This window comes from Agromyces sp. ISL-38 (assembly GCF_018613935.1).
Taxonomy (GTDB): domain Bacteria; phylum Actinomycetota; class Actinomycetes; order Actinomycetales; family Microbacteriaceae; genus Agromyces.
In genome coordinates this window covers 14,998-39,026 of the sequence record NZ_JAGGPF010000003.1, presented here as the reverse complement: position 1 = coordinate 39,026, position 24,029 = coordinate 14,998, and the positions used below count along the sequence as shown (strand labels likewise).

Below are 24,029 nucleotides of genomic sequence, written 5' to 3'. Positions count from 1 at the left end.
TCTTGCGGTTCAGTACCGGTGAGACACGCACCGTATTCGGCACCGGTCTCATCGGCCGCCGCCCGCTGCCGCAACCGGGCGAGGTGTTCGATCATCTGGTGCAGATCACCGACCCCGGTCTCTCGGTCTCCAAGACGCACCTCGAGTTCGGCGAGCACGACGGCGTGCTCTGGATCGCCGATCGCTTCTCGGGCAACGGCACGATCGTGCGACGCCCCGACGACGGGGCGGTGCGCTGCGAGCCCGGGCGGCGCTATCTCGTGCCGCGCGGGAGCCGTGTGGAGCTCGCCGAGCACTTCTTCGTCATCGACTGATCTGCTCGGCTCTCGGCGCCGGCTCGTCTTGGGCTGGCGCCCCGCCCGGGGCACGTGCATCGACTCGTCCTCGACAAGCGGGCCGGCGAGTGGATGACCAGCGTCTTCTCGCCGCGTTCAGCCCGTGAGGGTCCGATGCTGCTCGGATGGCCGAGTGGACCGTCTCGACCTCGCCTCGCCGCATCCGCTCGACCTTCCGCTCGCCCTGCCGCCCGTGCCGCCCGAGGCGGCTCGAGCCGGGTTCCCATTGCTCGCGACGCTCGCGCCCGTCGTCGGCGCGCTCGGGCTGTGGGCCGTTACCGGGTCGGCGTTCGCACTCGTGTTCGCGGCCCTCGGCCCGGTCGTCGCGATCGCCTCAGTCTTCGACTCCCGTCGGCAGGCGCATCGGCAGCGGCGCCGGGCCGAGGCGGAGCGCACCCGACGACTCGGCGAGCTCCACGCCGCGATCGATGAGCGGCACGAGCACGAGCGCCGCGCGGCATGGCGGAGGTCGCCGCCCTCGCGGCACCTCGTCGACGGCGACGCGGCGCCGAACTGGAGCGACGGCAGGCCCGGGCCGGTGGTGCTTGGGCGGGGGAGCGCCTCGAGCACGCTGCGAGTCGACGGGTCACCGGCCGACGACGCCGATCGCGCCGTTCTCGAGCACGCGGCTGTTCTCGCCGATGCGCCTGTGGCCGCTGATCCCGAGGCGGGCATCGGGTTCGTCGGCGCAATCCCACTGGCCAACGCGGCCGCCAGGGCGGCGCTCGTACAAGTCGCCCATCACGGCGTGCCCGGCGGGCTCGCAATCGAGGTGCCCGCAGGCGAACACTGGGCGTGGGCACGGCGACTCCCGCACGTCGGCGGTGGGAGCCAGTGGCGGGTCCGGGTCGTCGATGCGGCGTCGCCGAACGCGAGACAGGTCACGGCGAACAGCGTCGCCGTGGCCGGATCCGTTCCCCTGTCGATCATCGCCGTGGGCGCCGATGCTGCGAACCTGCCTCCCGGAATCGAGACCGTCGTCGAGATCGCGGGGCCGGGCCTCGCGGTGGTGCGCCGGCGCACCGGCGCGGCCGCCGATCGCTCGATCGTGCCCGGCCTCATCGGCAGCTCAGAAGCGCTCGCGTGGGCCGACGACCTCGCGGCAGCGGCGAAGCGGGCGGGCTTCGGCGGCGCGCACGGGCTGCCGAGCCGTGTGCCGCTCGGCAGCCTGGAGCCGCCGGTCGCTCTGCCCGGCAGCCGTGCGACGCTCGCCGTCGCGATCGGCGTCACCTCGTGGGGAACGCTCGAGCTCGACCTCGTGCGCGGCGGACCTCATGCGCTCGTCGCCGGCACGACGGGCAGCGGCAAGAGCGAGTTCCTCCTCGCGTGGCTCACGGCGTTGGCGCGAAGCCACCCGCCCGACCGTGTGTCGTTCCTCCTCGTCGACTTCAAAGGCGGCGCCGCGTTCGAACCGATTCGCGGCCTCCCGCACGTCGCGGGAATCGTCACCGATCTCGATGAAGCCGAAGCCGAGCGCGCCGTGCTGAGCCTGCGAGCCGAACTCAGGCACCGTGAGTCGGTGCTCGCCGCGGCCGGCGCGCGCGATATCGCCGACCTCGCTCCCGAGGTGGCCCTCGCGCGCCTCGTGATCGTCGTCGACGAGTTCCAGGCGATGATCGAGCGCTTCCCAGGCCTCGGCGTGGTGATCGGCGACATCGCCGCTCGCGGCCGATCGCTCGGCGTGCACCTCGTGCTCGCCTCCCAACGGCCGAACGGGGTGGTGCGCGAGCAGGTGACGGCGAACTGCGCGATCCGGGTGTCGCTCCGGGTCATGCAGCGTTCCGACAGCGTCGCGGTCGTCGGCACCGACGCGGCCGCTTCGATCCCGCCCGATGCTCCGGGGCGCGGCGTGATCGATCCTGGCGACGGATGCCCGGTCCCGTTCCATTCGGCCGTCGCCGACCCGGCGCTGCTCGCGGCCACTCGTGCCGTGACCGCGTCGATGCCGCGGGCCCGGCGACCGTGGCTCGACCCGCTGCCGCACCGTATCGCACCGGGTGAACTCGATCGGCTCGTGACGCCCGCGCAGCCCGCCCCGGCGTCGTCGCAGGGACTCATCGTCGGCGAGCGGCACGGCGACTCGCCGGGCCCCGTCGCGCTCGGCCTCGTCGACGACCCCGAGCACCAGCGACGCACCATCGCGAGCTGGACGCCCGAAGCCGACGGCCACCTGCTCGTCCTCGGCGCGCCGGGAAGCGGGCGCAGCACAGCGCTGGCGCTCGTGGCACGGGCGTTCACCGAGCGGCACGGCCCGGCGTCGGTGGCGAGACTTGACGGTCCGCGCAGCGCCGTGTGGGACGCGATTCAGGCGGTGCTGGCCGCCCTGCGACGCGGCGGCGAACTTCCCCGGCTCCTCGTCATCGATGATCTCGACGTGCGATTCCGCGGCTGGCCCGACGAATACCGCCATGCGGCTTCGGAAGCCGTCGCCGCGGTGCTCCGCGAGGGCCGTGCCCGGGGCATCGCGGTCGTCGCGAGCGCCGCGCAGCAGCATTCGCTCGGACCCGGTGTGCGCGAGAGCTTCGGCGAGGTGGTGCGGCTGCGGTACCCGAGCCGTCCCGACTTGGTGCAGGCCGGGGGAGCCGGAGAGCTCTGGAAGGCGGGCGACCCGCCCGGCGCCGGCCAATGGCGAGGCCGCCGCGTGCAACTCGTCGATGACCCAGGCCTGCCTGCGGTCCAGACGGAGCCCGTTCCGCCGCTGGCGATCGACCCCGCCCGCGTGCATGCAGTCGTGACGCCGGCGCCGCGTGCCATTGCCGAGGTGCTCGCCGCGCACGCGAGCACGGTGATCGTGCTGGCCCCGGGCGCCGAAGCGGCGATCCACGCCGCACTCGCCACCACGTCGCAGGTCGGGCGACCCGTGTTCATCGGCGACGCCGACGCGTGGGCGGTGAACTGGAGTCTCGCGTCGGCGATCCGCGAGGAGGCCGTCATCGTCGCGCAGGGCGGTTCCGCCGAGTACCGGGCGCTCGTGCGCGACCGCACCCTGCCCCCGCTGCTCGACGATGGGGCGCCGCAGTGCTGGGTCGTCGGCGCGGCAGGCGCGCCGGGCGCTGCGGTCAGGGCGACATGGCCGGCTGTGCTGAGCAACTGAAAACGATGCTCATAACGCCCATCGGGCACTGATTCCGTGCCGAATGTTCGATAATCGTCACGATTTGGACATGATCGCGTGTAACTGGTCGTGCAGTGTGGCAGTATCTTCCCACCATGCATGAGCTTGCGAACCGATAGGAGTACCCGTGACCACACGGCCCCTTCCCCAGGACCCGATGGTCCGCGCCATCATCACCCAGGCGCGCCAGGCGCAGTTGAACCGTCGCACGCTCCTCACCGGCGCCGGTGCCGGTGCGTCGGCGCTCGCACTCGCGGCGTGCTCCCCAGCCGGCGCACAGGGCAAGCCCACGCCTGCCGCCGACGAATCGGCCACCGACAAGTCCCTCAACTGGGCGAACTGGGCCGCGTACATCGACGAAGATGACGACGGCAACTACCCGACGCTCGAAGCCTTCCAGAAGGAGAGCGGCATCGCGGTCGACTACGAGGTCGCCGTCGACGACAACAACACCTACTACGGCAAGGTGAAAGACCAGCTCGCGCTCGGTCAGGACATCGGAGCCGACCTGGTCTGTCTGACCGACTGGATGATCGCCCGGTGGATCCGGTTCGGCTACGCCCAGGAGTTCGACCACGGCAACATCCCGAACATCGCGAACCTCACGCCTTCGCTCCGCGACGTCGACTTCGATGAAGGGCGCAAGTTCTCGCTCCCGTGGCAGGGCGGCTTCGCCGGCATCTGCTGGAACAAGGAGGCCGTGCCCGGCGGGCTCGCGTCGGTGTCCGACCTCTGGCAGGCCGACCTCAAAGGTCGCGTCGGTGTGCTCTCCGAGATGCGCGACACCGTGGGGCTCATCATGCTCGAGAACGGCGTCGACATCTCGGGGAAGTGGGGCGACGACGAGTACTCCGAGGCGATCGAGCTCCTGCGCCAGCAGGTCGCAGACGGCCAGATTCGCAACATCAAGGGCAACTCCTACCTCGAAGACCTGAAGAGCGAAGACACCCTCGCGGCGATCTGCTGGTCGGGGGACATCACCGTCATCAACGCCGAGGCGGGCGACAAGTGGGAGTTCGCCATCCCGACCGCAGGCGGCACGCTCTGGAACGACAACTTCCTCGTGCCGATCGGCTCCCCCCGCAAGGCCAATGCCGAGGCGCTCATGAACTACTACTACGAGCCCGAGGTCGCCGCCGAAGTCGCCGCGTGGGTGAACTTCATCACGCCGGTCGTCGGCGCCAAGGAGGCCGCTGCCGCGATCGATCCCGAACTGGCCGAGAACCAGCTCATCTTCCCCGACGAGGAGACGCTCTCGAACGCCTACGTGTTCCGCGCACTCGACGGAGCCGAGGAGCAGAAGTACCAGGCGGAGTTCCAGAGCATCCTGCTGGGCTCGTGAGCATGTCGGCAGGAGCGTTCGCCGAACAGGGCGCCGACCTCGAGCTCGTGGGCATCCAGAAGCGGTTCCCGGGATTCACGGCCATCGAACGGCTCGACCTCACCATCCCGGCCGGATCGTTCTTCGCACTGCTGGGGCCCTCGGGCTGCGGTAAGACGACGACACTCCGGCTCGTCGCCGGCCTCGAGGAGCCGACGCAGGGCCGCATCCTCATCGGCGGTGCCGACGTCACCGACACGAAGGCCCACGAGCGACCCGTCAACACTGTGTTCCAGAGCTATGCGCTCTTCCCGCACATGTCGATCATCGAGAACGTCTCGTTCGGGCTCAAACGACGACGCATAGCGGATGCCGCGGGGCGGGCCCACGAGGCGCTCCGGCTCGTCGAACTCGACCACCTCGCGCAACGCAGGCCCCAGCAACTCTCGGGCGGCCAGCAGCAGCGTGTCGCGCTCGCTCGCGCGATCGTGAACCGCCCTGCGCTCCTTCTGCTCGATGAGCCGCTCGGCGCGCTCGACCTGAAGCTGCGCCGCCAGATGCAGCTCGAGCTGAAGACCATCCAGGAAGAGGTGGGACTCACCTTCCTGCACGTGACCCACGACCAGGAGGAGGCCATGACCATGGCCGACAGCGTCGCGGTGATGAACAAGGGTGCGATCGAGCAGATGGGGCCGCCGGCCGAGCTCTACGAGTCACCGCGGACGGTGTTCGTGGCGAACTTCCTCGGCCAGTCCAACCTCTTCTCCGGCGATGTCGTCGGCTCCACGAACACGGCGATCACGGTCGACGCGGCCGGAGCGCGCATCGTGGTGCCGACCGAGCGTGCGAGGCGTCACCAGGGCAGGGTCACGATCGGCGTTCGCCCCGAGAAGGTGGCCCTGCATCGCGAGGCGCCCCGCGAGTCCGCGCAGCGCAACCTGCTCGGACCCGGTCACGTGATCGACGTCTCGTTCTCGGGCGTGAGCACGCAGTACCTCGTGACCGTACCGGGCGTGGGCACCCTCACGGTGTTCGCCCAGAACATCGGCTCGGGTCCCGTCGCGGCCGAAGGGGCCGAGGTGTGGGTGAGCTGGGATGTCGCGCACGGATTCGGTCTCGACGACGACGCCGAATCGGCGCCGCGCTTCGCTGCCGACGACGACACCGAGACGATCGCCGTGCACCGTCGCGAGGCGCTCGTCGCGGAGCTCGAGGAGCGCTGACCATGGCCTTCGCAGCATTCGCGACCGCGGAGGCGCAGACGCAGGCACCGAAGCGGAAGAGCCGCATCGCGCTCTTCCTGCTCCTGCCCGGCATCGCCTATCTCGTGCTCTTCTTCCTCGCGCCGCTCATCTCGCTGCTGCTGACCTCGCTGCAGGCGCCGCGCGAGTTCGGCGACATCGGCCAGTTCGACTACGCGTTCAACTGGCAGAACTACACGGCGGTCATCCAGGGCTACCTGCCGCACATCCTGCGCTCCTTCGGATATGCCCTCGCCTCCACGGTGCTGGCGCTCATCATCAGCTATCCGCTCGCATACTTCATCGGGGTGAAGGCGAGGCGCCGGCCGATGCTGCAGGGGCTCATGCTCGTGCTCGTGATCGCCCCGTTCTTCATCAGCTTCCTGCTGCGCACCCTCGCGTGGAAGCAGCTCCTGTCCGACGAGTCGTTCGTCATCACCTCGCTGAAGGCACTGTCGCTCATGGCGCCCGACGCGCACTTCACGGGCACCCCCTTCGCCGTCATCTTCGGTCTGACCTACAACTTCATCCCGTTCATGACGCTCCCGCTCTACACGACGCTCGAGCGGCTCGACACGCGTTTCCTCGAGGCCGGCAGCGACCTCTATGCGAGTCCGTTCACGGTCTTCCGCAAGGTGACGATCCCGCTGTCGATGCCCGGCATCGTCGCCGGCACCCTGCTCACCTTCATCCCGGCCGCCGGCGACTACATCAATGCGAGCCGGGACTTCCTCGGCGGCACCGAGACCCAGATGATGGGCAACGTGATCGAGGCGAACTTCCTCGTGCTCCTGAACTATCCGGCAGCCGCGGCGCTCTCGATCATCCTCATGGCCGTGATCCTCGTGCTCGTCGGGGTGTACGTGAAGCGATCCGGAACAGAGGAGCTCCTGTGAGCGGCGAAGTCCAGGCGGCGGCGGTCCTCGGCGAGCTGGCCGAGAGCGAGGCCCGCGACCCGGGGCGCCGCACGCCGCGGCGACGGCGGGTCGGACTCGGCGACTGGCTGCTCCCGGCCTACACGATCATCGCGTTCGTGTTCCTGCTGATTCCCATCGTGTACACGTTCGTGTTCTCGTTCAACGACTCGCTCAAGTCGAACATCTCCTGGCGCGGGTTCACCTTCGACAAGTGGCTGAACGTCTGCAACGTCGAAGGCGGTGCCGTCTGCCAGGCGTTCGGCAACAGCATCGTGATCGGTGTCGCCGCGACGGTCATCGCCACCACGCTCGGCACGATGATCGCCCTCGCACTCGTGCGCTATCGCTTCCGCGCGCGGTCGGCGATAAGCCTGCTGCTGTTCCTCCCGATGGCGACGCCGGAGGTCGTGCTGGGCGCGGGGCTCGCCGCGCAGTTCCTCGCCGTCGGCGTGCCGAAGGACATGACGACGATCATCCTGGCGCACACGATGTTCTGCATCAGCTTCGTCGTGGTCACGGTCAAGGCGCGAATCTCGAGTCTCGATCCGGCGCTCGAGGAAGCGGGCCGCGACCTCTACGGTTCGCCGGCGCAGGTGTTCTGGCGCGTCACGTTCCCCCTGCTCACTCCCGGCATCCTCGCTGCGGCGCTGCTCTCGTTCGCGCTGAGCTTCGACGACTTCATCATCACGAACTTCAACTCGGGATCGGTGTCGACGTTCCCGAAGTACGTGTACATCTCGGCGTCGCGCGGCATCCCAGCCGAAGCCAACGTCATAGCGTCGGCGGTGTTCATGTTCGCCCTCGTGCTCGTGATCGCGGCGCAGGTCTCGCGCACGGCGCGCGCGAAGCGGCTCGCGAAGCTCGGCTGACGACGGATGCCGCCGCACCACCAGGTGCGCGGCGGCATCCGCCGAGCTGCCGTCAGAACTTGGCGCGGATCTGCCCGACCCGACGCTCGCCACCCATGACCCACAGGTCGAGCTCGGTCTGCACCGCGTCGACCGCGTCGTGCTCGACCGCGCCGGCTTCGGCGAGCAGACGGAGCGCGATGATCGTCGAAGCCCGCGACGAGCCGTCGAGCACCTTGAGCGCCGTCGTCGTGCCGTTCGGCGCGGTCATCACCATGATGCCCTCTGCGCCGATCTTCGCGAACACGCCGAGGCGCTCCATCGCGATCGTGTCGGGCTGGCCGGGGCCGCCGACCGCCCACGGATTCGCTCGAGCCGCCTCGGTGAGCGCGGCCGCCTCGCGGTAGAGCGCGAATGGCGATGCCGTCGCGGCGGTGGTGATCTTCTGGATGCCGCGTGCCAGCGCGTTGAGGGTGATGGCGTGCACCGGCGAGCCACAGCCGTCGACCGCGGTGGCGGCGGGGCGTTCGCCCGTGAACCGTTCGATGACGTCGAGGATGCGCTTCTGGAGCGGATGCTCGGGGTCGAGGTAGCCCTCGAGCGGCCACTCGTTCGCGACGCATGCGAGGAGCATGGCGGCGTGCTTGCCCGAGCAGTTCATGTAGACGCGCTCGCGCGGGCCGCCCGAACGCACGAGCTGATCGCGAGCGGCCTGGTCGGACGGCGCCGCGGGCGGGCAGCCGAGCGCCGAGACCGGCAGCGACGCGCGGTCGAGGAGCCCGCGCACGAGGGAGACGTGCGCCGCCGTGCCCGAGTGGCTCGCCGTCGAGATGGCCGCGTCTTCACCCCGGAGGTTGACCCCGGAGGTCATCACGGCGACCGCTTGGAACGGCTTCAGGCAGGAACGCGGGAAGATCGGCGATCGCACGTCGCCGAGCGCGCGCACGACCTCGCCGTCGGGGGAGAGCACAACGGCAGAGCCGGCGTGACGGGACTCGATGAAACCACCTCGTTCGACCACAGCGAGTTCGACGGAGTCAGTGATGCTGAACGTGCCTGGCACCGCGCTACCCGAGCGAGGCGAGGGCGTCGTCGAGCACGCTGAGGCCGTCTTCGATCAGGGCATCGCTCACGGCGAGGCTGGGCAGGAAGCGCAGTACATTGCCCCACGTGCCCGCGTTCAGGAACAGCACGCCGTGCTGCGCCGCGTAGGCGACGATCGCGGTGACGGCTTCGGGGTTCGGGGTCTTCGTGGTCGCGGCGGTGCCGGGCTGAACGAGCTCGATGGCGACCATCGCGCCCTTGCCGCGGATGTCGCCGATGATGTCGTACCGCTGCTGCAGCCGCGCGAGTCCGGCCTTCAGGGTGGCTTCGATGCGCATGGCGGCGTCGAGGAGGTGGTTCTCCTCGATCGCCTCGAACACCGCGATCGCCGCGGCGCACGCGACGGGATTGCCGCCGAAGGTGCCGCCGAGTCCGCCCGGCTGTGAGGCGTCCATGATCTCGGCGCGACCCGTGACCGCGGCGAGCGGGAGGCCGCCGGCGATGCCCTTCGCCGAGAGCACGAGGTCGGGCTCCCAGCCGAAGTGCTCGCTCGCGTAGTAGTGGCCGGTGCGGGCCATGCCGCTCTGGATCTCGTCGGCGATCATCACGACGCCGTGCTCGGTGCACCACCGCTGCAGGATCTGCAGATAGCCGTCGGCCGGCACCATGAAGCCGCCCTCGCCCTGGATGGGTTCGACCACGAGGCAGGCGAGGTCGGTCGCGCCGATGACCTTCTCGAGGTAGGCGATCGTGTGCGCCGCGGCATCCGCACCGCTCAATCCGTCGCGATAGGGATAGGAGCTCGGAGCGTGATAGACGTCGCCGGCGAGCGGGCCGTAGCCGGTCGCGTACGGGTGCGCCTTGTAGTTCATCGCCATCGTGAGGTTCGTACGTCCGTGGTATGCGTGGTCGAGCACCGCGACGGCTCGCCGGCCGGTGAACTTGCGGGCGATCTTCACGCCGTTCTCGACCGCCTCGGCGCCGGAGTTGACGAGCACCGACTTCTTCTCCCAAGTGCCGGGCGTGTGCTCGGCGAGGAGCTCGGCGACGCGCACGTACTCCTCGTAGGGGGTGATCGTGAAGAGGGTGTGGATCACGTCTTGCAGCTGGCTCGCCGCCGCAGCGACCACGCGTTCCTCGGTGTGCCCGACGGTCGTCACGCCGATGCCGGCGCCGAAGTCGACGAACCGGTTGCCATCGACATCGACGAGGATCGCGCCGTTCGCGCGCTCGATGTAGACGGGCAGGGCCGAGGACACGCCGGCCGAGACGACCTTCGCGCGCCTGGCGTGCAGCTGCTCGGACTTGGGACCGGGAATCGCGGTCACCACCTTGCGCTCCTGCGGCACGGAGTACACCGGCGCGGGCGCGGTCTGCGCGGATATCTGGGTGTCAGTCATGGTTCTCCCACCCTATCGCCGCCGCTCGTGCTGCGCCGCGGCCGCCCAAGGGGCAGAATCGGATGCAGCCCACTCGCAATCGATCGGAGGCCACATGCTCGGCGAACACCACTACTCGGTCGAGGTCGAATGGCAGGGCGATCGCGGCGAGGGAACCTCGGGGTACCGCGCGTACAGCCGCCAGCACGTCGTGCGGGCGGCCGGCAAGTCGCACGACATCGACGGGTCCAGCGACCGGGTGTTCCATGGCGACCCCGAGCGCTGGAACCCCGAGGAGCTGATGATCGCGGCGCTCAGCCAGTGCCACATGCTCTCGTACCTGCACGTCGCGACCCAGCACGGCGTGATCGTGCACGGATACACGGATGCCCCGAGCGGCACGATGGTCGAAGACGGACGCGGCGGCGGGGTCTTCACCGAGGTGACCCTGCACCCGCACGTCGTCGTGGCCGACGAGACGATGGTCGAGGTGGCCCAGCGGATTCACGCCGAGGCAACCGAGAAGTGCTTCATCGCGGCCTCCGTGGCGTTCCCGGTGCACCACGAGCCCGTCGTGGTCGTGACACCGGTGCGTGCCTGAGCAGGTCAGCGGCGCTCCACTGCAGGCCGGCTGTCGAGTGCGGGCAGTGCCGGCAGCGTGGGCACCGGCGCCGGACACGTGTGGCCGCCCACGAGCCTCGTGCAGGGCGGGAAGAACGCCGGGAAGCGCTCGGCCTCGGGATCGCCGAACCACCGATGCCAGATGCGCCAGAAGTTGAGGTTGCCGAACGCCGAGCACGCGTCGCCCCCTCGAGGATCGTCGAGCGTCGCGTCGTTGGGCTGATACGGCGTGTAGTTGTAGAGGTTCGCGGTGGCCTGGTTGCGGATGGTCACCGATGATGCACCGCACGCGGCATCGGGATTGAACTGCACGTCGACCGTGCCGACCTGGAACTTGCGGACGGGCTTCTCCGTGTACTGCCGGAACTGCCACGCCGCGTTGTACACCTGGTTGAAGAAGCCGAAGTACTTCGCGTCGCAATCGGCGGTGTCGGGGCAGCCGTAGCCGGTGGCCCTCAAGTACCCCGAGGCGGTCGGCCGGGTGAGCAGGGACTGCTCCTTCTGGAGGAGCACGAGCAGCGTGCGCGGGCTCACGCCGCACGCCTCGGCGACCTTGGCGATGATGCGGCTCGCGCGCTCGCGGATGCCGCCGCGGTACTCGGCGCAGTGCCCGGGTCCGGCGGCGGACTGCGTGACCGTGCTCTGCTGGAAGTCGGCGAGGCACTTCACACCGGGTTCCGGCCGGCAGTTGACCTGTTCGAGGAACGACTGGATCTCGCGTTCGCTGAGCGCGCTGCTGTCGTAGAACGCGTCGTCGCTCACGATGTAGCCCGGGTCGAATTGCGACGCGGGCGGGACGGGCAGGTCGATCGCGCTCGCACTCGGCGACGAGGTCGCGATCCGTGGTGCGTTGCCCGGCGAGGTGCACGCGGCCAGCGCGACGACCACGAGCGACGCGGCGGCGATGCGGGCTGCAGCCTTCGCGATGCTCATCGAAGCGACGATACCCGCCCGCATCGAGTCGCGGCTGGGAATCACGTCAGATGCGCTCGCGCGGCGCCACGCGGTCGGCGATCCTCGCGAAGGTTCCTTGCGGCGGCGTCTCGTTGTAGCATGCGGCGAGTTCCTGCCCGCTGAGGGCGTGGATCGCGGCCATGACCTCGTCCGTGGCGGCGCGGCGGGCGCGACCCGAGGTCGCGTTGCCGTGCCGTCTCAGGTCGAGCGGTTCGCCGAAGCGAACGGTGACGGGACGCACTCGCGGCAGCTTGGCTCCGACGGGCTGGATCTCCTCGGTGCCGATGAGGCCGACGGGCACGACGATCGCGCCGGTCGTGAGCGCGAGCCAGGCCACGCCGGTGCGGCCGCGGTAAAGACGCCCGTCGAGTGAGCGCGTGCCTTCGGGGTAGAGGGCGAAGGCGTTGCCGGCGTCGAGGATGCGCCGCCCCTGGTCGAGCGCCGCCTGCGCTTGGGCGCCGGCACCGCGCTCGACGCTGACGGCACCGATCGCCCCGAAGAACGTGCGCGAGATCGCGCCCTTCACTCCGGAGCCGGTGAAGTAGTGCGACTTCGCGAGGAACTGCACCGGCCGAGGCGATGCAAGCGGGATCACGATGCTGTCGACGAACGAGAGATGGTTGCTCGCGAGGATCACGGGGCCGCGCATCGGCACGTGCTCGGCGCCCGTGATCGTGGGCCGGTAGACGGTGCGGACGAGCGGCCGGAGCACGCCGCGCACGATGCGATAGAGCGGGCCCTGCCGGACCGCGGGCGCGGCGGCGGCGGTCTCGGCTTCGATCTCAGTCACCCTTCCGACCCTACGGGCGGAGGCATGCGCCGAGGGGAATATGCCGTCCGACGCGCACTCGTGACGGGGCGGGCCTCCGTGGTGCGCACATGAGCAATTCCATCGCGCGATGGCGCAGGTACGCGAGGATAGGACCATGGATGTCACGGCCGACGGCGAGCTCCTCGAGCTCGAGGGCTCCGGTGCGCACGTACTCGTGCTCGCCGGTGGCCGGCGCACGCCTGGCGCCGACGGAGTGCTTCGCGGTCTCCTCGCGAGATCGGCGGGCGTCCCGGCCGACGACGTCGAGCTCGTGCACGCCTGCGCGGAGTGCGGGGCGCGGCACGGCCGCCCGCACGTGGCGTATCCGGCGACGCCGTCGGGCGCGCAGTGGTTCGCCGATGTCGCGATCGCCGGCGACGCGGTCGTCGCGGCGGCAGCCACGCGGCATCCGCTCGGCGTCGGCATCGAGACGGCGGCGCTCGACGCCGGTGCCGTCATCGATGAGGCGGCATTCCATGCGAATGAGCGCGAAGCGCTCGACGAGCTCGATCCCGCGCGCCGCGCGCTCGTACGGGCAACGCTGTGGGCCCGCAAGACCGCACTGCTCCGCGCGGTCGGCCACACCGACTTCATCGAGCCGGCACGGCTCGAGCTCTCGATCCCCGGCGACGACGGCGGCGTCGGGCGCATCGTGCGGAGCGTGCCCGAGTTCGGCGGGGGATGGCGCGAGGTGCGGTTCCACGACGTGCCCGTGCCCGGCAACCGCGCGGCATCCGTCGCGACGCTGGGCTGACGCGAGGGGCCGGCCCCCGGCGGGGGCGAGGGCGTGGTGGTTTCGATACGCCTGCTTCGCTGGCTACTCAACCACCGGGGCCACCGGCCTACAGTGGAGGCGTGCGCAGCGTCATCATCCTCGGCTCGTCCGGCTCGATCGGCACCCAGGCTCTCGAGGTCATCAGGGCGAACCCACGGCGATTCGACGTCGTCGGCCTCGCCGTCGGATCGAACCGGGCATTGCTCGAGGCGCAAGCCGCGGAGTTCAACGTCGAGCACACCGCGGTCGGCGTCGAAGAAGCCGTCCAGCTCGTGCGTGACGTCCACGCCGACGTGGTGCTGAACGGCATCACGGGGTCGGTCGGACTCGCTCCCACGATCGCCGCGCTCGAGCGGGGCGCGACGCTCGCCCTCGCCAACAAGGAATCGCTCATCGTCGGCGGCGACCTCGTGACCCGCCTCGCGCAGCCGCGGCAGATCGTGCCCGTCGACTCGGAGCACTCCGCGATCGCGCAAGCCCTGCGATCGGGAACCGACGACGAGGTGCGCCGGATCGTGCTCACCGCCTCGGGCGGCCCGTTCCGCGGCCGCGCCCGGGCGGAGCTCGCCGACGTCACCCCGGCGGAGGCGCTCGCCCATCCGACGTGGGACATGGGCCTCGTCGTCACGACGAACTCCGCGACGCTCGTGAACAAGGGTCTCGAGGTGATCGAGGCGCACCTGCTCTTCGACGTCGAGTACGACCGTATCGACGTCGTGGTGCACCCGCAGTCGATCGTGCACTCGATGGTCGAGTTCATCGACGGGTCGACGATCGCGCAGGCGTCGCCGCCCGACATGCGCCTGCCCATCTCGCTGGGGCTCGACTGGCCGCACCGGGTCGCCGCCGCAGGCAGGCCGCTCGATTGGACCACCGCGACGAGCTGGACCTTCGAGCCGCTCGACGCCGAGGCATTCCCGGCCGTGGCACTCGCAAAGCAGGTCGGGCGCGCCGGCGGCGAGTACCCCGGGGTGTTCAACGCGGCGAACGAGGAGGCGGTCACGGCGTTCCACGCGGGTCGCATCGGGTTCCTCGATATCGTCGACACGGTGCGTGCGGTCGTCGAGTCGCACGAGGCATCCGGGTCGGAGCTCTCGGTCGCCTCGCTCGCCGACGCCGAGCTGCGCGCCCGCCGGGTCGCGAATGAGCGGATCGCCCGTACGGCGCGCTGAGCGCGGCATCCGTCGTTCACAGCCGACCGACAGCGCACGCGGAGGCTCCGGCACTACGCTGGCTGGGTGGATTCCGTGCTCGCGTTCGTGATCGGCGTCGTCATCATCGTGATCGGCCTCGCCGTCTCGATCGGCTTGCACGAAATCGGGCACCTCGTGCCCGCGAAGCTCTTCGGCGTGAAGGTGACGCAGTACATGATCGGCTTCGGGCCGACGCTCTGGTCGAAGCACAAGGGCGAGACCGAGTACGGCGTGAAGGCCATCCCGCTCGGCGGGTACATCTCGATGATCGGCATGTTCCCGCCCGCCAAGGGCGAGCGCGCGGGCGCCGACAGCACCGGGTTCCTCCGCGGACTCGTGCAAGATGCGCGTGACTCGAGCACCGAGTCGATCACGGCCGGCGACGAGCACCGGGCCTTCTACCTGCTGCCCGTGTGGAAGCGCATCATCGTCATGCTCGGCGGCCCGTTCATGAACCTCGTGCTCGCCGTGCTGCTCTTCGGGGTGATCCTCATGGGCTTCGGCGTCGCGCAGGCCTCGACGACCGTGGGATCGGTGTCGGCGTGCGCACTCCCCGCCACGAGCGAGCGGCAGACCTGCGAGCCCGGCGATCCGGCGGCTCCCGGCGCGGCGGCCGGCATCGAACCGGGCGACCGCATCGTGTCGGTCGACGGCACGCCCATCGACAACTGGGTGCAGTCGACGGCGATCATCCGCGAGCACCCCGACGAGCCCCTCGAGTTCGTCGTCGAACGCGACGGCTCCGAGGTCACCCTCACCGTCACGCCGATGCTGAGCGAGCGCTACGCGACCGACGAGCAGGGCCGTGTCATGACGGATGCCGCGGGCGACCCGGTCACAGTCGAAGCGGGCTTCGTCGGCATCGGGGCGGCCACAGAGACCGTGCACCAGCCGGTGACCGCGGTGCTGCCGGCCGTCGGCGAGAACATCGCCGGTGTCACCGGCATCATCCTGAACCTGCCTCAGCGCATCGTCGACGTCGCGAACGCAGCCTTCGGGCCCGAGGAGCGCGACCCGAACGGGCCGATGAGCGTCGTCGGGGTCGGCCGGGTCGCCGGCGAGATCGCGAGCCTCGACGAGATCCCGCTCGCGTCGAAAGCCGCAGGCCTCGTGGGGATCCTCGGCTCGCTGAACATCGCGCTGTTCGTCTTCAATCTCATCCCGCTGCTGCCGCTCGACGGCGGGCACGTCGCCGGCGCCCTGTGGGAGGGCATCCGCCGCACGTTCGCCAAGCTGTTCCGCCGACCCGACCCCGGGCCCGTCGACATGGCCAAGCTCATGCCGCTCACGCTCGCGGTCGTCGTGATCCTCGGCGGCATGAGCGCGCTCCTCATCTACGCCGACATCGTGAAGCCGGTCGCGCTGTTCTGATGCGCTCGTGATGCTCGACTGATGCGCTACTCCCGAGGGAGTAGCCGGTGAGCATCCGGCGGGCCGATCCGCGCACGCGGGCGCAGGGCTACGATCGAGGAATGCCCGTGCCCCAGTGGGACGGACGCCCCGAGCGATTCCGGCCGCCGCCCGGCTTCGTGCTGTTCGCGCCCGTCATCGTCAGCCTCCTCGTGCAGGTGCCGGCGGCCATCGGCATCGCGATCTGGACCCATGTGGGCTGGCGCGCTGCGGCTCTGCACATCGGGCTCGCGGCACTCGGCCCGATCGCGCTCCTCGCGTCGCGCCGCTTCCCGGGGCCGACCGTCGCCGTGGTCGCGGCCGCGGCGCTCGCCGACCTGCTGCTCACTCCCGACGTCGGTCCGCCGTACGTGGCGCTCGTGTTCGCGATCGTGCTCGCCGTCGCGCGCGGTGCCGTGGTCTGGGCCGCCGCATCGGTCGTGATCGCGTGGGCCGCCGCGCTCTCGCTCGGCGCCGTGGTCGGCGCGACGTGGCATCCGTTCCGCATCGCCCTGGCGACGCTCGCACTCGCCGCGAGCTTCGGCATCGGCTGGTTCGTGCGCACGCGCAGGGCGCGATTCGCCGAGTTCCGCGCTGAAGCGCAGCGCCGCCGACAGGCCGCGGAGCAACGCGAGCGTGTGCGCATCGCCCGCGAGCTGCACGACGTGATCGGGCACGCGCTGTCGCAGATCAACGTGCAGGCGAGCGTGGGCCTGCATCTCATGGACCGCGATCCCGAGCAGGCGCGCACGGCGCTCGGCAGCATCAAGGAGACCTCGAAGACCGCGCTCGACGAGGTGCGCAGCGTGCTCGGCGTCATCCGCGACGGGGAGGCCCCACTCGCCCCGCAAGCCGAGCTCGCCGAGCTGCCTCGTCTCATCGCGGGTGTGCGCTCGCCGGCGCTCGAGGCGGAGCTCGTCGACCGGCTCGAGGCGCCCCCGCGGCGAGCGGTGCAGTTCGCCGCCTATCGGATCGCGCAGGAGGCGCTCACGAACGTCGTGCGGCACGCCGGCGCCGCTCGGGCGATCGTGACGCTCGATCGGACGGGCGACGAGCTCGTGCTCACGATCGACGACGACGGCGCGGGCTTCGACGACCGCGAGGGCAGCGGCATCCTCGGCATGCGCGAGCGGGCCGCGCTCCTCGGCGGCTCCGTCGAGATCGGCGCGTCGCCCATGGGTGGCACGAGGGTCACCGCGCACCTGCCCTGGGGAGGAATCGCATGATCCGCGTCGCGCTCGCCGACGACCAGCACCTCGTGCGGGCGGGCTTCCGTGCCCTCCTCGAGGCGGAGGACGACGTCGTCGTCGTCGGCGAGGCATCCGGTGGTGAGGAGCTGCTCGCCCTCGTTCGCCGCGAGCCCGTCGACGTCGTGCTCATGGACATCCGGATGCCGGGCGGCGACGGCCTCTGGGCGACGGAGCAGATCGCGGCCGACCCCGCGCTCGCCGGCGTACACGTCGTGATCGTCACGACCTTCGAACTCGACGAGTACGTCGCCCGCGCCGTGCGTGCGGGCGCGGCGGGCTTCCTCGTGAAGGACACCGAGCCGGTCGACCTGATCCGCGCCGTTCGCGTCGTCGCGGGCGGCGATGCGCTGCTCTCGCCCGGCGTGACGAAGCGCCTGCTCGAGCGGATGGCGATCGGCCTGCGCGACGCACCCGACGAGCAGCGCCTCGCCGCGCTCACCGACCGGGAGCGCGAGGTGCTCCGGCTCGTGGGCCTCGGCCTCACGAACGACGAGATCGCGACGCGGCTCGTGCTGAGCCCGCTCACCTCGAAGACGCACGTCTCGCGCATCATGGCCAAGCTGCATGCGCGCGATCGCGTGCACCTCGTCGTCGTCGCCTACGAGTCGGGGCTCGTCGCGCCAGGCTGGCAGTAACGCTCCGCGACGTCGCACCGCTCGAGGCGCAGGTCGAGAGCCGCCGACTGCTCCCCGGGGAGCACGGCAAGTGACTCCGCCGGTGGGATTCGCGGATGCCGCGACCCGGCGAGACTCTCATCGACGGCTCGATCCGGGGCCGCACGATCAAGGGAAACTCACATGCTCGCCACCCTCGCCACCACCGCGGTGGTCACCCACGCCGGCCCCTGGGCGGCCGGCCTCGGATGGGTCTTCTTCCTCATTCCGATCTTCTGGATCCTCGTCATCGGGCTGCTCATCTTCGCATTCACCCGTCGGCGCCGCGCCTGGATGATGCAGGGCGGCCCCGAGGGCTACGGCCCGCCGTGGATGCGCGGGGCGAGCGCCGAGTCGACGCTCTCCGAGCGCTTCGCGAAGGGCGACATCGACGAGACCGAGTACCGCGCACGTCTCGAGGTGCTGCGCTCGAATCGGCCGAACGCCTAGGCGGCACGTGACGTGGGCGGATGCAGCGGCATCCGCCCATTTCGTCGTCGGCGGATGCTGCGGCAGCGACTCAGGACGCCAGTGCGCGCTCGAGCGCGGCGGCCTGGTGCCGGTGGCCGATGGTCTCGTAGCCGACGATGACCACCAGGGGTGAGAGCGCCGTGAGCAGGATGCCGACCCCGAAGCTCGCTCCGGCCGCCACGGCGGCAACCGCGAGGACGAGGGCCAGGATGCTGCCCGCGAAGAGCCAGAGGTGGAACGGGTCGAACTGCCGCAGCAGGAGCGAGTAGATCGTGAACAGCGCGACCATGAACAGCCCCACCGGAATCACGACCGTGAGCAGGGCTTGGACGATGCCGATGTGGGCGACCCCTTCGATCACGAACGCAGCGACGTGCAGGCCGGCGCCCGTCGCCGCGAGGGCGACGAAGATGAAGTAGTGCCCGTAGCCCCACGTGAAGCCGCGTTCGCGGAAGCGCGCGAGCACCTTGCCCGACGGCATCGTGAAGTACACCCACCACAGCCCGAACGCGAGCGCCGTGCCGCCGAGGGCGACGAGCCCGGTCTCGACCGACCAGCCCTGCTCCTCGATGACCGCCGAGAGCGCGAGGATCGTGCCGAGCACGATCTCGCCGAGCGTGATGATGACGAGGAGGCCGTAGCGCTCGGCGATGTGGTGAGCGTGCCACGGGGTGCCGCCGTCCTTCCCGTGCTCGGCGATGTACGGACCCGCGAGCTCGATCAAGACGAGGAACACCATCGGCGCGATCGTGGCGACGAGCGGCAGGTCGACGAAGATGAGCGCAACCCAGCCCACCTGCGCGATCGCGACGACAGCCGCGTAGGTGAGCGCCGTCCGCCGGCGCGCGGGATCGTGCTTCGCGGCTCGGAGCCACAGTGCGATCGACGCGACGCGCATCACGACGTAGCCCGCGACCACGACGCCGATGTCGATGTGCTCGCCCTCGTCGAGCGAATGGAACAGGGTGGGCAGGCCGAGCGCGAGCACGAGGACACCGAGCATCTCCACCATCGTCGCGACCCGGAAGAAGATGTCGTCGTTGTCGTAGGCCGAGGCGAGCCAGGAGTAGTTGATCCACGCCCACCAGATCGCAAAGATCGCGAAGCAGAATCCGCCGATCGCCGGACCCCAATGACCGAGCTCGAGCAGGTGGGCGGTCTGCGCGCCGGCCTGGCTGAACGCGACCACGAACGTCAGGTCGAAGAGCAGCTCGAGCGGCGTCGCCGCGCGGTGCGGCTCGTTCGGGTCGCGCCCCGCCATGCGGCGCAGGCGATGGTCGAGCGGCGGATGCGTCGAAGACGTCATGCGCCGCATCATCCCACGTCCCGGCCCCGCTCGCGTCCGCAGCGATCAGTGCGCGAGGATCCGCTCCAGCTGGGCCGCCTGGCGTCGATGGCCGATCGTCTCGAAGCAGACGACCGCGACGATGGGAGAGCACGCCGTGACCAGGATTCCGACGCCCATGCTCGCCCCTGCCGCGACCGCGATCACGGCGAGCACGAGCACGACCATGCTGCCGATCAAGAGCCAGACGAGGAATGCGTCCAACGCCCGCAGCAGCAGGGTGTACAGCGTGAACAGTGCGAGCGAGAAGACTCCGACGGGGATCACGACCGTGAGGAGCGCAGGTACCTCGCCGATGTGGGCGACGCCCCGGATCTCGAACGCCGCCACGTGCAGGCCGGCGCCGGTCGCGGCGAGGGACCCGAACACGAGAATGTGACCGTAGCCCCACACGAAGCTCCGCGACCGGAACTTCGCGAGCACTTCGCCGGAGGGCAGGATGAAGTACACCCACCACAGCGCGAAGGCGAGCGTGGTGCCGCCGAACGCGACGAGGGCGGCCTCGAGCGTCCAGCCCTGCTCTTCGACGACCGCGGAGATCGCGAGGATCGTGCCGAGCACCACCTCACCCAGCGTGATGATCGTGAGCAGGCCGTAGCGCTCGGCGATGTGGTGGCCGTGCCATGGAGTGCCGCCGTCCTTGCGCTCCGCAATCACCGGGATCGTGGACTCGAAGAGAAAGAGGACCAAGGTGATCGCGAGCCAGGCCGAAATATCCAGATCGACGAAGATGGTTGTGACCCAGCCGACCTGCGCGATCGAGACGAGCGTCGCGTACGTGAGCGCGGAACGACGGTGCACCGGGTTGTGCCGTGCGGCGCGGAGCCACAGGGCGACCGTCGAGATGCGCATGATCACGTAGCCGGCGACCACGAGGGAGTTGTCGATGTACGCCCCCTCATCGATCGACTGGAAGAGTGGCGGCAGGCCGAGCGCGAGCACGAGTACCCCGAGCATCTGCACCATCGTCGCGAGGCGGAAGTAGATGTCGTCATTGTCGTACGCCGAGGCGAGCCAGGAGTAGTTGATCCAGGCCCAGCAGATCACGAGGACCGCGTAGCAGAATGCGAGGAGCGCGGGGCCGAAGTGCCCGAGCTCGAGCAGGTGCGCCGCCTCCGAACCGGCCTGGCTGAATGCGACCACGAACGTGAGATCGAAGAACAGCTCGAGCGGCGTCGCCGAGCGATGCGACTCGCTCGGGTCACGGCCGGCCATGCGCCGCAGGCGGTGGTCGAGCCTTCGCCTCTCGGATGTCGCGACGACCGGGTCGGGCATGCGGCTCTCGCTCATCGTGCCTCCCTTCGGTCGATGCGCGTGGGGCGCCGTGGAATCATGGTGCCACAGTGCCGCACACCCCGTATCGCAGGGTCGCTGTCGTCAGCGCGAGAGCAGGAGCGCCTCGCCCTGGCCGCCGCCGCCGCACAGGGCGACCGCGGCGCGACCGCCGCCACGACGGCTGAGCTCGAGGGCGGCATGCAGGGCGAGCCGAGCACCGGATGCCCCGATCGGATGTCCGAGGGCGATCGCGCCCCCGTGCACGTTGACGATGTCGTGCGAGAGGTCAAGGTCGCGCATCGACTGCAGGGACACCGCCGCGAACGCCTCGTTGATCTCGACGAGGTCGAGGTCGGCCGCCGATTCGCCGGCTCGCTCGAGTGCGGCCGCGATGGCGTTCGACGGTTGCGAGTGCAGCGAGTTGTCGGGACCGGCGACCTGGCCGGAGGCGCCCACGATCGCGAGCCACTCGAGTCCCCGCGACTCGGCCCACTCCCGGCTCGCGACGACGACTGCTGCGGCGCCATCGGAGAGCGGCGAGGAGTTGCCTGCGGTGATCGTGCCGTCGGCGCTGAACGCGGGCCGGAGCTTCGCGAGCACCTCGGCGGTGGAGTCGGGGCGCACGCCTTGGTCTTCGGCGACGACGACCGGGTCGCCCTTGCGCTGCGGGATCTCGACGGGCACGATCTCGTCGGCGAAGATCCCCGACGCCTGCGCCTGCCCGGCGCGCACGTGGGAGGCGGCCGCGACCTCGTCCTGTTCGGAGCGGGTCATTCCATACCGTTCGTTGAAGCGCTCGGTGGACGCGCCCATCGACTCCTGGTCGAATGCGTCGGTGAGACCGTCGTTGGCGGCGGTGTCGAGCAGCTCGACGCTGCCATAGCTCCAGCCCTTGCGGGAGCCTGGGAGCACCAGCGGTGCATTCGTCATCGACTCCTGGCCGCCGGCCACGACCACGGATGCCTCGCCGAGCCGGATGAGGCGTGCGGCATCCGTGATCGCGACGAGGCCCGACAGGCACACCTTGTTGATCGTCGTCGCGGGCACACGCCACGGGATGCCGGCGGCGACGGCGGACTGCTTTGCGGGGTTCTGACCGGCACCTGCCTGCAGCACCTGGCCCATGAGCACGGCGTCGACGTCGTCGGGGGACACCCCGGCCTTCTCGAGCGCGCCGCGGATCGCAACGGTGCCGAGTTCGACCGCCGTGCGCGCCGCGAGGTTGCCGCTGATGCGGGCGAACGGGGTGCGCGCTCCGCCGATGATGACGACGTCGGGGGTGCTCATTCCGGGTGACTCCTTCGTCGAGGATGAGTGGATTCCTCCAGTCTATGTTCCGGTTGGGGGTTCGAGGGCGGTGAGCGGGTTGTGCGAAATCGCAGATGCGTGCTGCATTTCTCCCCATTTGCGATGCGAATTCGCGCAGTCATACTCGGACTGCCGGCACCCTCCGGTTGGTTTGCGCGCGAGGGGGCGGGGCATGACTCGACGAGGAGGAACATGACCAAGCTCACCGGACGACGGGCCGTCGTCACTGGCGGTGCGAGCGGCATCGGACTCGCGTGCGCGGAGGCGCTGGCGGCGGCCGGCGCCGAGGTGACGATCGCCGACATCGACGGCGCCGCCGCCGAGGCTGCAGCGCAGCGCATCGGCGGCACCGCGTGGCGAGTCGACCTCGGCGACACGGCTGCACTCGCCGACCTGGCGCTCGACACCGACATCCTCGTCAACAACGCCGGCGTGCAGCATGTACGGCCCATCGTCGAGTTCGAGCCGGCGCAGTTCGCGCTCATGCTGCGCATCATGCTCGAGTCGCCGTTCCTGCTCATCCGGGCGGTCCTGCCCGGAATGAGCGAACGTGGGTTCGGCCGGATCATCAACGTGTCGAGCGTGCACGGCCTGCGCGCGTCGCCGTACAAGTCGGCGTACGTCGCCGCCAAGCACGGTCTCGAGGGACTTTCGAAGGTCGCGGCGCTCGAGGGCGGCGAGCGCGGCATCACGTCGAACTGCATCAACCCGGGGTATGTGCGCACACCGCTCGTCGAGCGCCAGATCGCCGATCAGGCGCGCGCACACGGCATCCCCGAGGAGGAGGTGCTGCCGAGGATCATGCTGACCGAATCGGCGATCCCACGGCTCGTTGAGCCGCACGAGGTCGCGAGCCTCGCCCTCTGGCTCGCCGGCGACGACGCGCGCATGGTGACCGGTGCCAGCTACACGATGGACGGCGGATGGAGCGCGAGATGAGCTTTGACGCGAGTAGCGTGATCCCCGTGTTCCGCTCCCGCCTCGCGGCCCTGGAATCACAGAAAGGTGCATCGTGACACTCGACAAAGTCGTCGGGTCCGCTCGAGAAGCGGTCTCCGACATCCCCTCGGGCGCGAGCCTCGCCGTCGGCGGCTTCGGCCTCTGCGGCATCCCGATGGTGCTCATCCAGGCCCTGCTCGATGCGGGCGTCGACGGCCTCTCGATCGTCTCGAACAACTGCGGCGTCGATGACTGGGGCCTCGGCGTGCTGCTCGCCGAGCGGCGCATCGCGAAGATGACCTCGTCGTACGTGGGTGAGAACAAGGAGTTCGAGCGGCAGTACCTCTCGGGCGAGCTCGAACTGGAGCTCACACCGCAAGGCACGCTCGCCGAGAAGCTCCGCGCCGGCGGCAGTGGCATCGCGGCGTTCTTCACGCAGACCGGCGTCGGCACGCAGGTCGCTGAGGGCGGCTTGCCGCAGCGGTACAACGGCGACGGTTCCATCGCCGTGGCGAGCGCTGCCAAGCCCGTGCAGTCGTTCGAGTTCGCGGGTGCCGCTCGCGAATTCGTGCTCGAGGAGGCCATCACCACCGACTTCGCGCTCGTGCACGCGCTGAAGGGCGATCGCTACGGCAACCTCGTCTTCGACAAGTCGGCCCGCAACTTCTCGCCGCTCGCGGCGATGGCGGGGCGGGTCTGCATCGCGCAGGTCGAGGAGATCGTCGAGGTGGGCGAGCTCGACCCCGACGCCGTGCACCTGCCCGGCATCTACGTCGACCGCATCATCGTGGTCGGCACCGACATCGAGAAGCGCATCGAGCGCCGCACGGTCAGGGAGGACTGAG

General features: G+C 70.1%; 22 protein-coding genes. 15 read left to right on the top strand and 7 right to left on the bottom strand.

Going from position 1 to position 24,029, the window contains the following annotated elements; translation table 11 throughout:
• Window positions 1–2 precede the first annotated feature (2 nt).
• The 6 genes from J7E25_RS04130 (at window position 3) to J7E25_RS04105 (ending at window position 7,798) form a co-directional block, all read left to right on the top strand.
• Window positions 3–314, top strand: coding sequence for an FHA domain-containing protein (locus J7E25_RS04130; RefSeq protein WP_214868242.1), 312 nt, complete (start codon window positions 3–5; stop codon window positions 312–314).
• Window positions 315–468: 154 nt separating this feature from the next.
• Window positions 469–3,429 (top strand): FtsK/SpoIIIE domain-containing protein, encoded by a 2,961-nt coding sequence (locus tag J7E25_RS04125; protein WP_214868240.1) that lies wholly within the window; start codon window positions 469–471, stop codon window positions 3,427–3,429.
• 178 nt (window positions 3,430–3,607) lie between these two features.
• Window positions 3,608–4,792, top strand: coding sequence for a spermidine/putrescine ABC transporter substrate-binding protein (locus J7E25_RS04120; protein WP_214868332.1), 1,185 nt, complete (start codon window positions 3,608–3,610; stop codon window positions 4,790–4,792).
• 2 nt (window positions 4,793–4,794) lie between these two features.
• On the top strand, window positions 4,795–5,994 hold the full coding sequence (locus J7E25_RS04115; protein WP_214868238.1) for an ABC transporter ATP-binding protein: 1,200 nt from the start codon (window positions 4,795–4,797) through the stop codon (window positions 5,992–5,994).
• 2 nt (window positions 5,995–5,996) lie between these two features.
• Window positions 5,997–6,908 (top strand): ABC transporter permease, encoded by a 912-nt coding sequence (locus J7E25_RS04110; RefSeq protein WP_214868236.1) that lies wholly within the window; start codon window positions 5,997–5,999, stop codon window positions 6,906–6,908.
• Window positions 6,909–7,015: 107 nt separating this feature from the next.
• Window positions 7,016–7,798 (top strand): ABC transporter permease, encoded by a 783-nt coding sequence (locus tag J7E25_RS04105; RefSeq protein WP_251038798.1) that lies wholly within the window; start codon window positions 7,016–7,018, stop codon window positions 7,796–7,798.
• Between the two features lie 52 nt (window positions 7,799–7,850).
• On the opposite strand, the gene J7E25_RS04100 is transcribed toward J7E25_RS04105, so the two are convergent.
• A complete protein-coding gene (locus tag J7E25_RS04100) occupies window positions 7,851–8,840 on the bottom strand; it encodes an asparaginase (protein WP_214868234.1) in 990 nt (329 codons plus the stop codon).
• A gap of 4 nt (window positions 8,841–8,844) precedes the next feature.
• The gene (gene gabT, locus J7E25_RS04095) at window positions 8,845–10,221 is read right to left on the bottom strand and encodes a 4-aminobutyrate--2-oxoglutarate transaminase (RefSeq protein ID WP_214868232.1); all 1,377 of its coding nucleotides are present in this window, start codon (window positions 10,219–10,221) and stop codon (window positions 8,845–8,847) included.
• A gap of 94 nt (window positions 10,222–10,315) precedes the next feature.
• Here gabT and J7E25_RS04090 point away from each other — a divergent pair, with 94 nt between their 5' ends.
• Window positions 10,316–10,801 carry an OsmC family protein gene (locus tag J7E25_RS04090; RefSeq protein WP_214868231.1) on the top strand — a complete coding sequence of 162 codons (486 nt, stop codon included), beginning with the start codon at window positions 10,316–10,318 and terminating at the stop codon, window positions 10,799–10,801.
• A gap of 5 nt (window positions 10,802–10,806) precedes the next feature.
• On the opposite strand, the gene J7E25_RS04085 is transcribed toward J7E25_RS04090, so the two are convergent.
• Together J7E25_RS04085 and J7E25_RS04080 are read right to left on the bottom strand one after the other, a co-directional pair.
• The gene (locus tag J7E25_RS04085; RefSeq protein ID WP_214868230.1) at window positions 10,807–11,754 is read right to left on the bottom strand and encodes a hypothetical protein; all 948 of its coding nucleotides are present in this window, start codon (window positions 11,752–11,754) and stop codon (window positions 10,807–10,809) included.
• Window positions 11,755–11,800: 46 nt separating this feature from the next.
• A complete protein-coding gene (locus J7E25_RS04080; protein ID WP_308164353.1) occupies window positions 11,801–12,565 on the bottom strand; it encodes a lysophospholipid acyltransferase family protein in 765 nt (254 codons plus the stop codon).
• A gap of 136 nt (window positions 12,566–12,701) precedes the next feature.
• On the opposite strand from J7E25_RS04080, the gene J7E25_RS04075 reads away from it, so the two are divergent.
• The 6 genes from J7E25_RS04075 to J7E25_RS04050 all read left to right on the top strand — a co-directional run bounded on the left by J7E25_RS04075 (window position 12,702) and on the right by J7E25_RS04050 (window position 18,296).
• On the top strand, window positions 12,702–13,340 hold the full coding sequence (locus J7E25_RS04075) for a hypothetical protein (protein ID WP_214868228.1): 639 nt from the start codon (window positions 12,702–12,704) through the stop codon (window positions 13,338–13,340).
• A 101-nt stretch (window positions 13,341–13,441) separates the two neighbouring features.
• Window positions 13,442–14,533, top strand: a complete 1,092-nt coding sequence (gene dxr, locus J7E25_RS04070) for a 1-deoxy-D-xylulose-5-phosphate reductoisomerase (RefSeq protein ID WP_214868227.1) — start codon at window positions 13,442–13,444, stop codon at window positions 14,531–14,533.
• Between the two features lie 66 nt (window positions 14,534–14,599).
• A complete protein-coding gene (locus tag J7E25_RS04065; RefSeq protein WP_214868225.1) occupies window positions 14,600–15,925 on the top strand; it encodes a site-2 protease family protein in 1,326 nt (441 codons plus the stop codon).
• Between the two features lie 101 nt (window positions 15,926–16,026).
• Window positions 16,027–17,169, top strand: a complete 1,143-nt coding sequence (locus tag J7E25_RS04060) for a sensor histidine kinase (RefSeq protein ID WP_214868223.1) — start codon at window positions 16,027–16,029, stop codon at window positions 17,167–17,169.
• Window positions 17,166–17,828 carry a response regulator transcription factor gene (locus J7E25_RS04055; protein ID WP_214868221.1) on the top strand — a complete coding sequence of 221 codons (663 nt, stop codon included), beginning with the start codon at window positions 17,166–17,168 and terminating at the stop codon, window positions 17,826–17,828. Before J7E25_RS04060 ends, J7E25_RS04055 begins: the two co-directional genes overlap by 4 nt.
• Window positions 17,829–17,990: 162 nt before the next feature.
• On the top strand, window positions 17,991–18,296 hold the full coding sequence (locus tag J7E25_RS04050; RefSeq protein WP_214868219.1) for an SHOCT domain-containing protein: 306 nt from the start codon (window positions 17,991–17,993) through the stop codon (window positions 18,294–18,296).
• A 70-nt stretch (window positions 18,297–18,366) separates the two neighbouring features.
• Here J7E25_RS04050 and J7E25_RS04045 read toward each other — a convergent pair whose 3' ends face one another.
• The 3 genes from J7E25_RS04045 to J7E25_RS04035 all read right to left on the bottom strand — a co-directional run bounded on the left by J7E25_RS04045 (window position 18,367) and on the right by J7E25_RS04035 (window position 22,224).
• The gene (locus J7E25_RS04045; RefSeq protein WP_214868217.1) at window positions 18,367–19,623 is read right to left on the bottom strand and encodes a low temperature requirement protein A; all 1,257 of its coding nucleotides are present in this window, start codon (window positions 19,621–19,623) and stop codon (window positions 18,367–18,369) included.
• Window positions 19,624–19,668: 45 nt separating this feature from the next.
• A complete protein-coding gene (locus tag J7E25_RS04040) occupies window positions 19,669–20,952 on the bottom strand; it encodes a low temperature requirement protein A (RefSeq protein ID WP_251038792.1) in 1,284 nt (427 codons plus the stop codon).
• An 87-nt stretch (window positions 20,953–21,039) separates the two neighbouring features.
• Window positions 21,040–22,224, bottom strand: coding sequence for an acetyl-CoA C-acetyltransferase (locus tag J7E25_RS04035; RefSeq protein ID WP_214868215.1), 1,185 nt, complete (start codon window positions 22,222–22,224; stop codon window positions 21,040–21,042).
• Window positions 22,225–22,437: 213 nt separating this feature from the next.
• On the opposite strand from J7E25_RS04035, the gene J7E25_RS04030 reads away from it, so the two are divergent.
• Window positions 22,438–23,184: a 3-hydroxybutyrate dehydrogenase gene (locus J7E25_RS04030; protein ID WP_214868213.1), complete on the top strand. Its 747-nt coding sequence runs from the start codon at window positions 22,438–22,440 to the stop codon at window positions 23,182–23,184.
• 73 nt (window positions 23,185–23,257) lie between these two features.
• Entirely contained in the window at window positions 23,258–24,028 is a 771-nt protein-coding gene (locus J7E25_RS04025) for a CoA transferase subunit A (RefSeq protein ID WP_214868211.1), read from the top strand.
• The last annotated feature ends 1 nt before the right edge of the window (window position 24,029 follow it).

Bases quoted from the DNA above. Each gene is read 5' to 3' on its own strand.
- J7E25_RS04050 (WP_214868219.1), top strand. From the start codon at position 17,991: ATGCTCGCCACCCTCGCCACCACCGCGGTGGTCACCCACGCCGGCCCC.
- J7E25_RS04040 (WP_251038792.1), bottom strand. From the start codon at position 20,952: ATGAGCGAGAGCCGCATGCCCGACCCGGTCGTCGCGACATCCGAGAGG.
- J7E25_RS04085 (WP_214868230.1), bottom strand. From the start codon at position 11,754: ATGAGCATCGCGAAGGCTGCAGCCCGCATCGCCGCCGCGTCGCTCGTG.
- J7E25_RS04030 (WP_214868213.1), top strand. From the start codon at position 22,438: ATGACCAAGCTCACCGGACGACGGGCCGTCGTCACTGGCGGTGCGAGC.
- J7E25_RS04060 (WP_214868223.1), top strand. From the start codon at position 16,027: ATGCCCGTGCCCCAGTGGGACGGACGCCCCGAGCGATTCCGGCCGCCG.
- J7E25_RS04120 (WP_214868332.1), top strand. From the start codon at position 3,608: ATGGTCCGCGCCATCATCACCCAGGCGCGCCAGGCGCAGTTGAACCGT.
- J7E25_RS04090 (WP_214868231.1), top strand. From the start codon at position 10,316: ATGCTCGGCGAACACCACTACTCGGTCGAGGTCGAATGGCAGGGCGAT.
- J7E25_RS04075 (WP_214868228.1), top strand. From the start codon at position 12,702: ATGGATGTCACGGCCGACGGCGAGCTCCTCGAGCTCGAGGGCTCCGGT.
- gabT (WP_214868232.1), bottom strand. From the start codon at position 10,221: ATGACTGACACCCAGATATCCGCGCAGACCGCGCCCGCGCCGGTGTAC.
- J7E25_RS04115 (WP_214868238.1), top strand. From the start codon at position 4,795: ATGTCGGCAGGAGCGTTCGCCGAACAGGGCGCCGACCTCGAGCTCGTG.
- J7E25_RS04035 (WP_214868215.1), bottom strand. From the start codon at position 22,224: ATGAGCACCCCCGACGTCGTCATCATCGGCGGAGCGCGCACCCCGTTC.
- J7E25_RS04045 (WP_214868217.1), bottom strand. From the start codon at position 19,623: ATGACGTCTTCGACGCATCCGCCGCTCGACCATCGCCTGCGCCGCATG.
- J7E25_RS04055 (WP_214868221.1), top strand. From the start codon at position 17,166: ATGATCCGCGTCGCGCTCGCCGACGACCAGCACCTCGTGCGGGCGGGC.
- J7E25_RS04110 (WP_214868236.1), top strand. From the start codon at position 5,997: ATGGCCTTCGCAGCATTCGCGACCGCGGAGGCGCAGACGCAGGCACCG.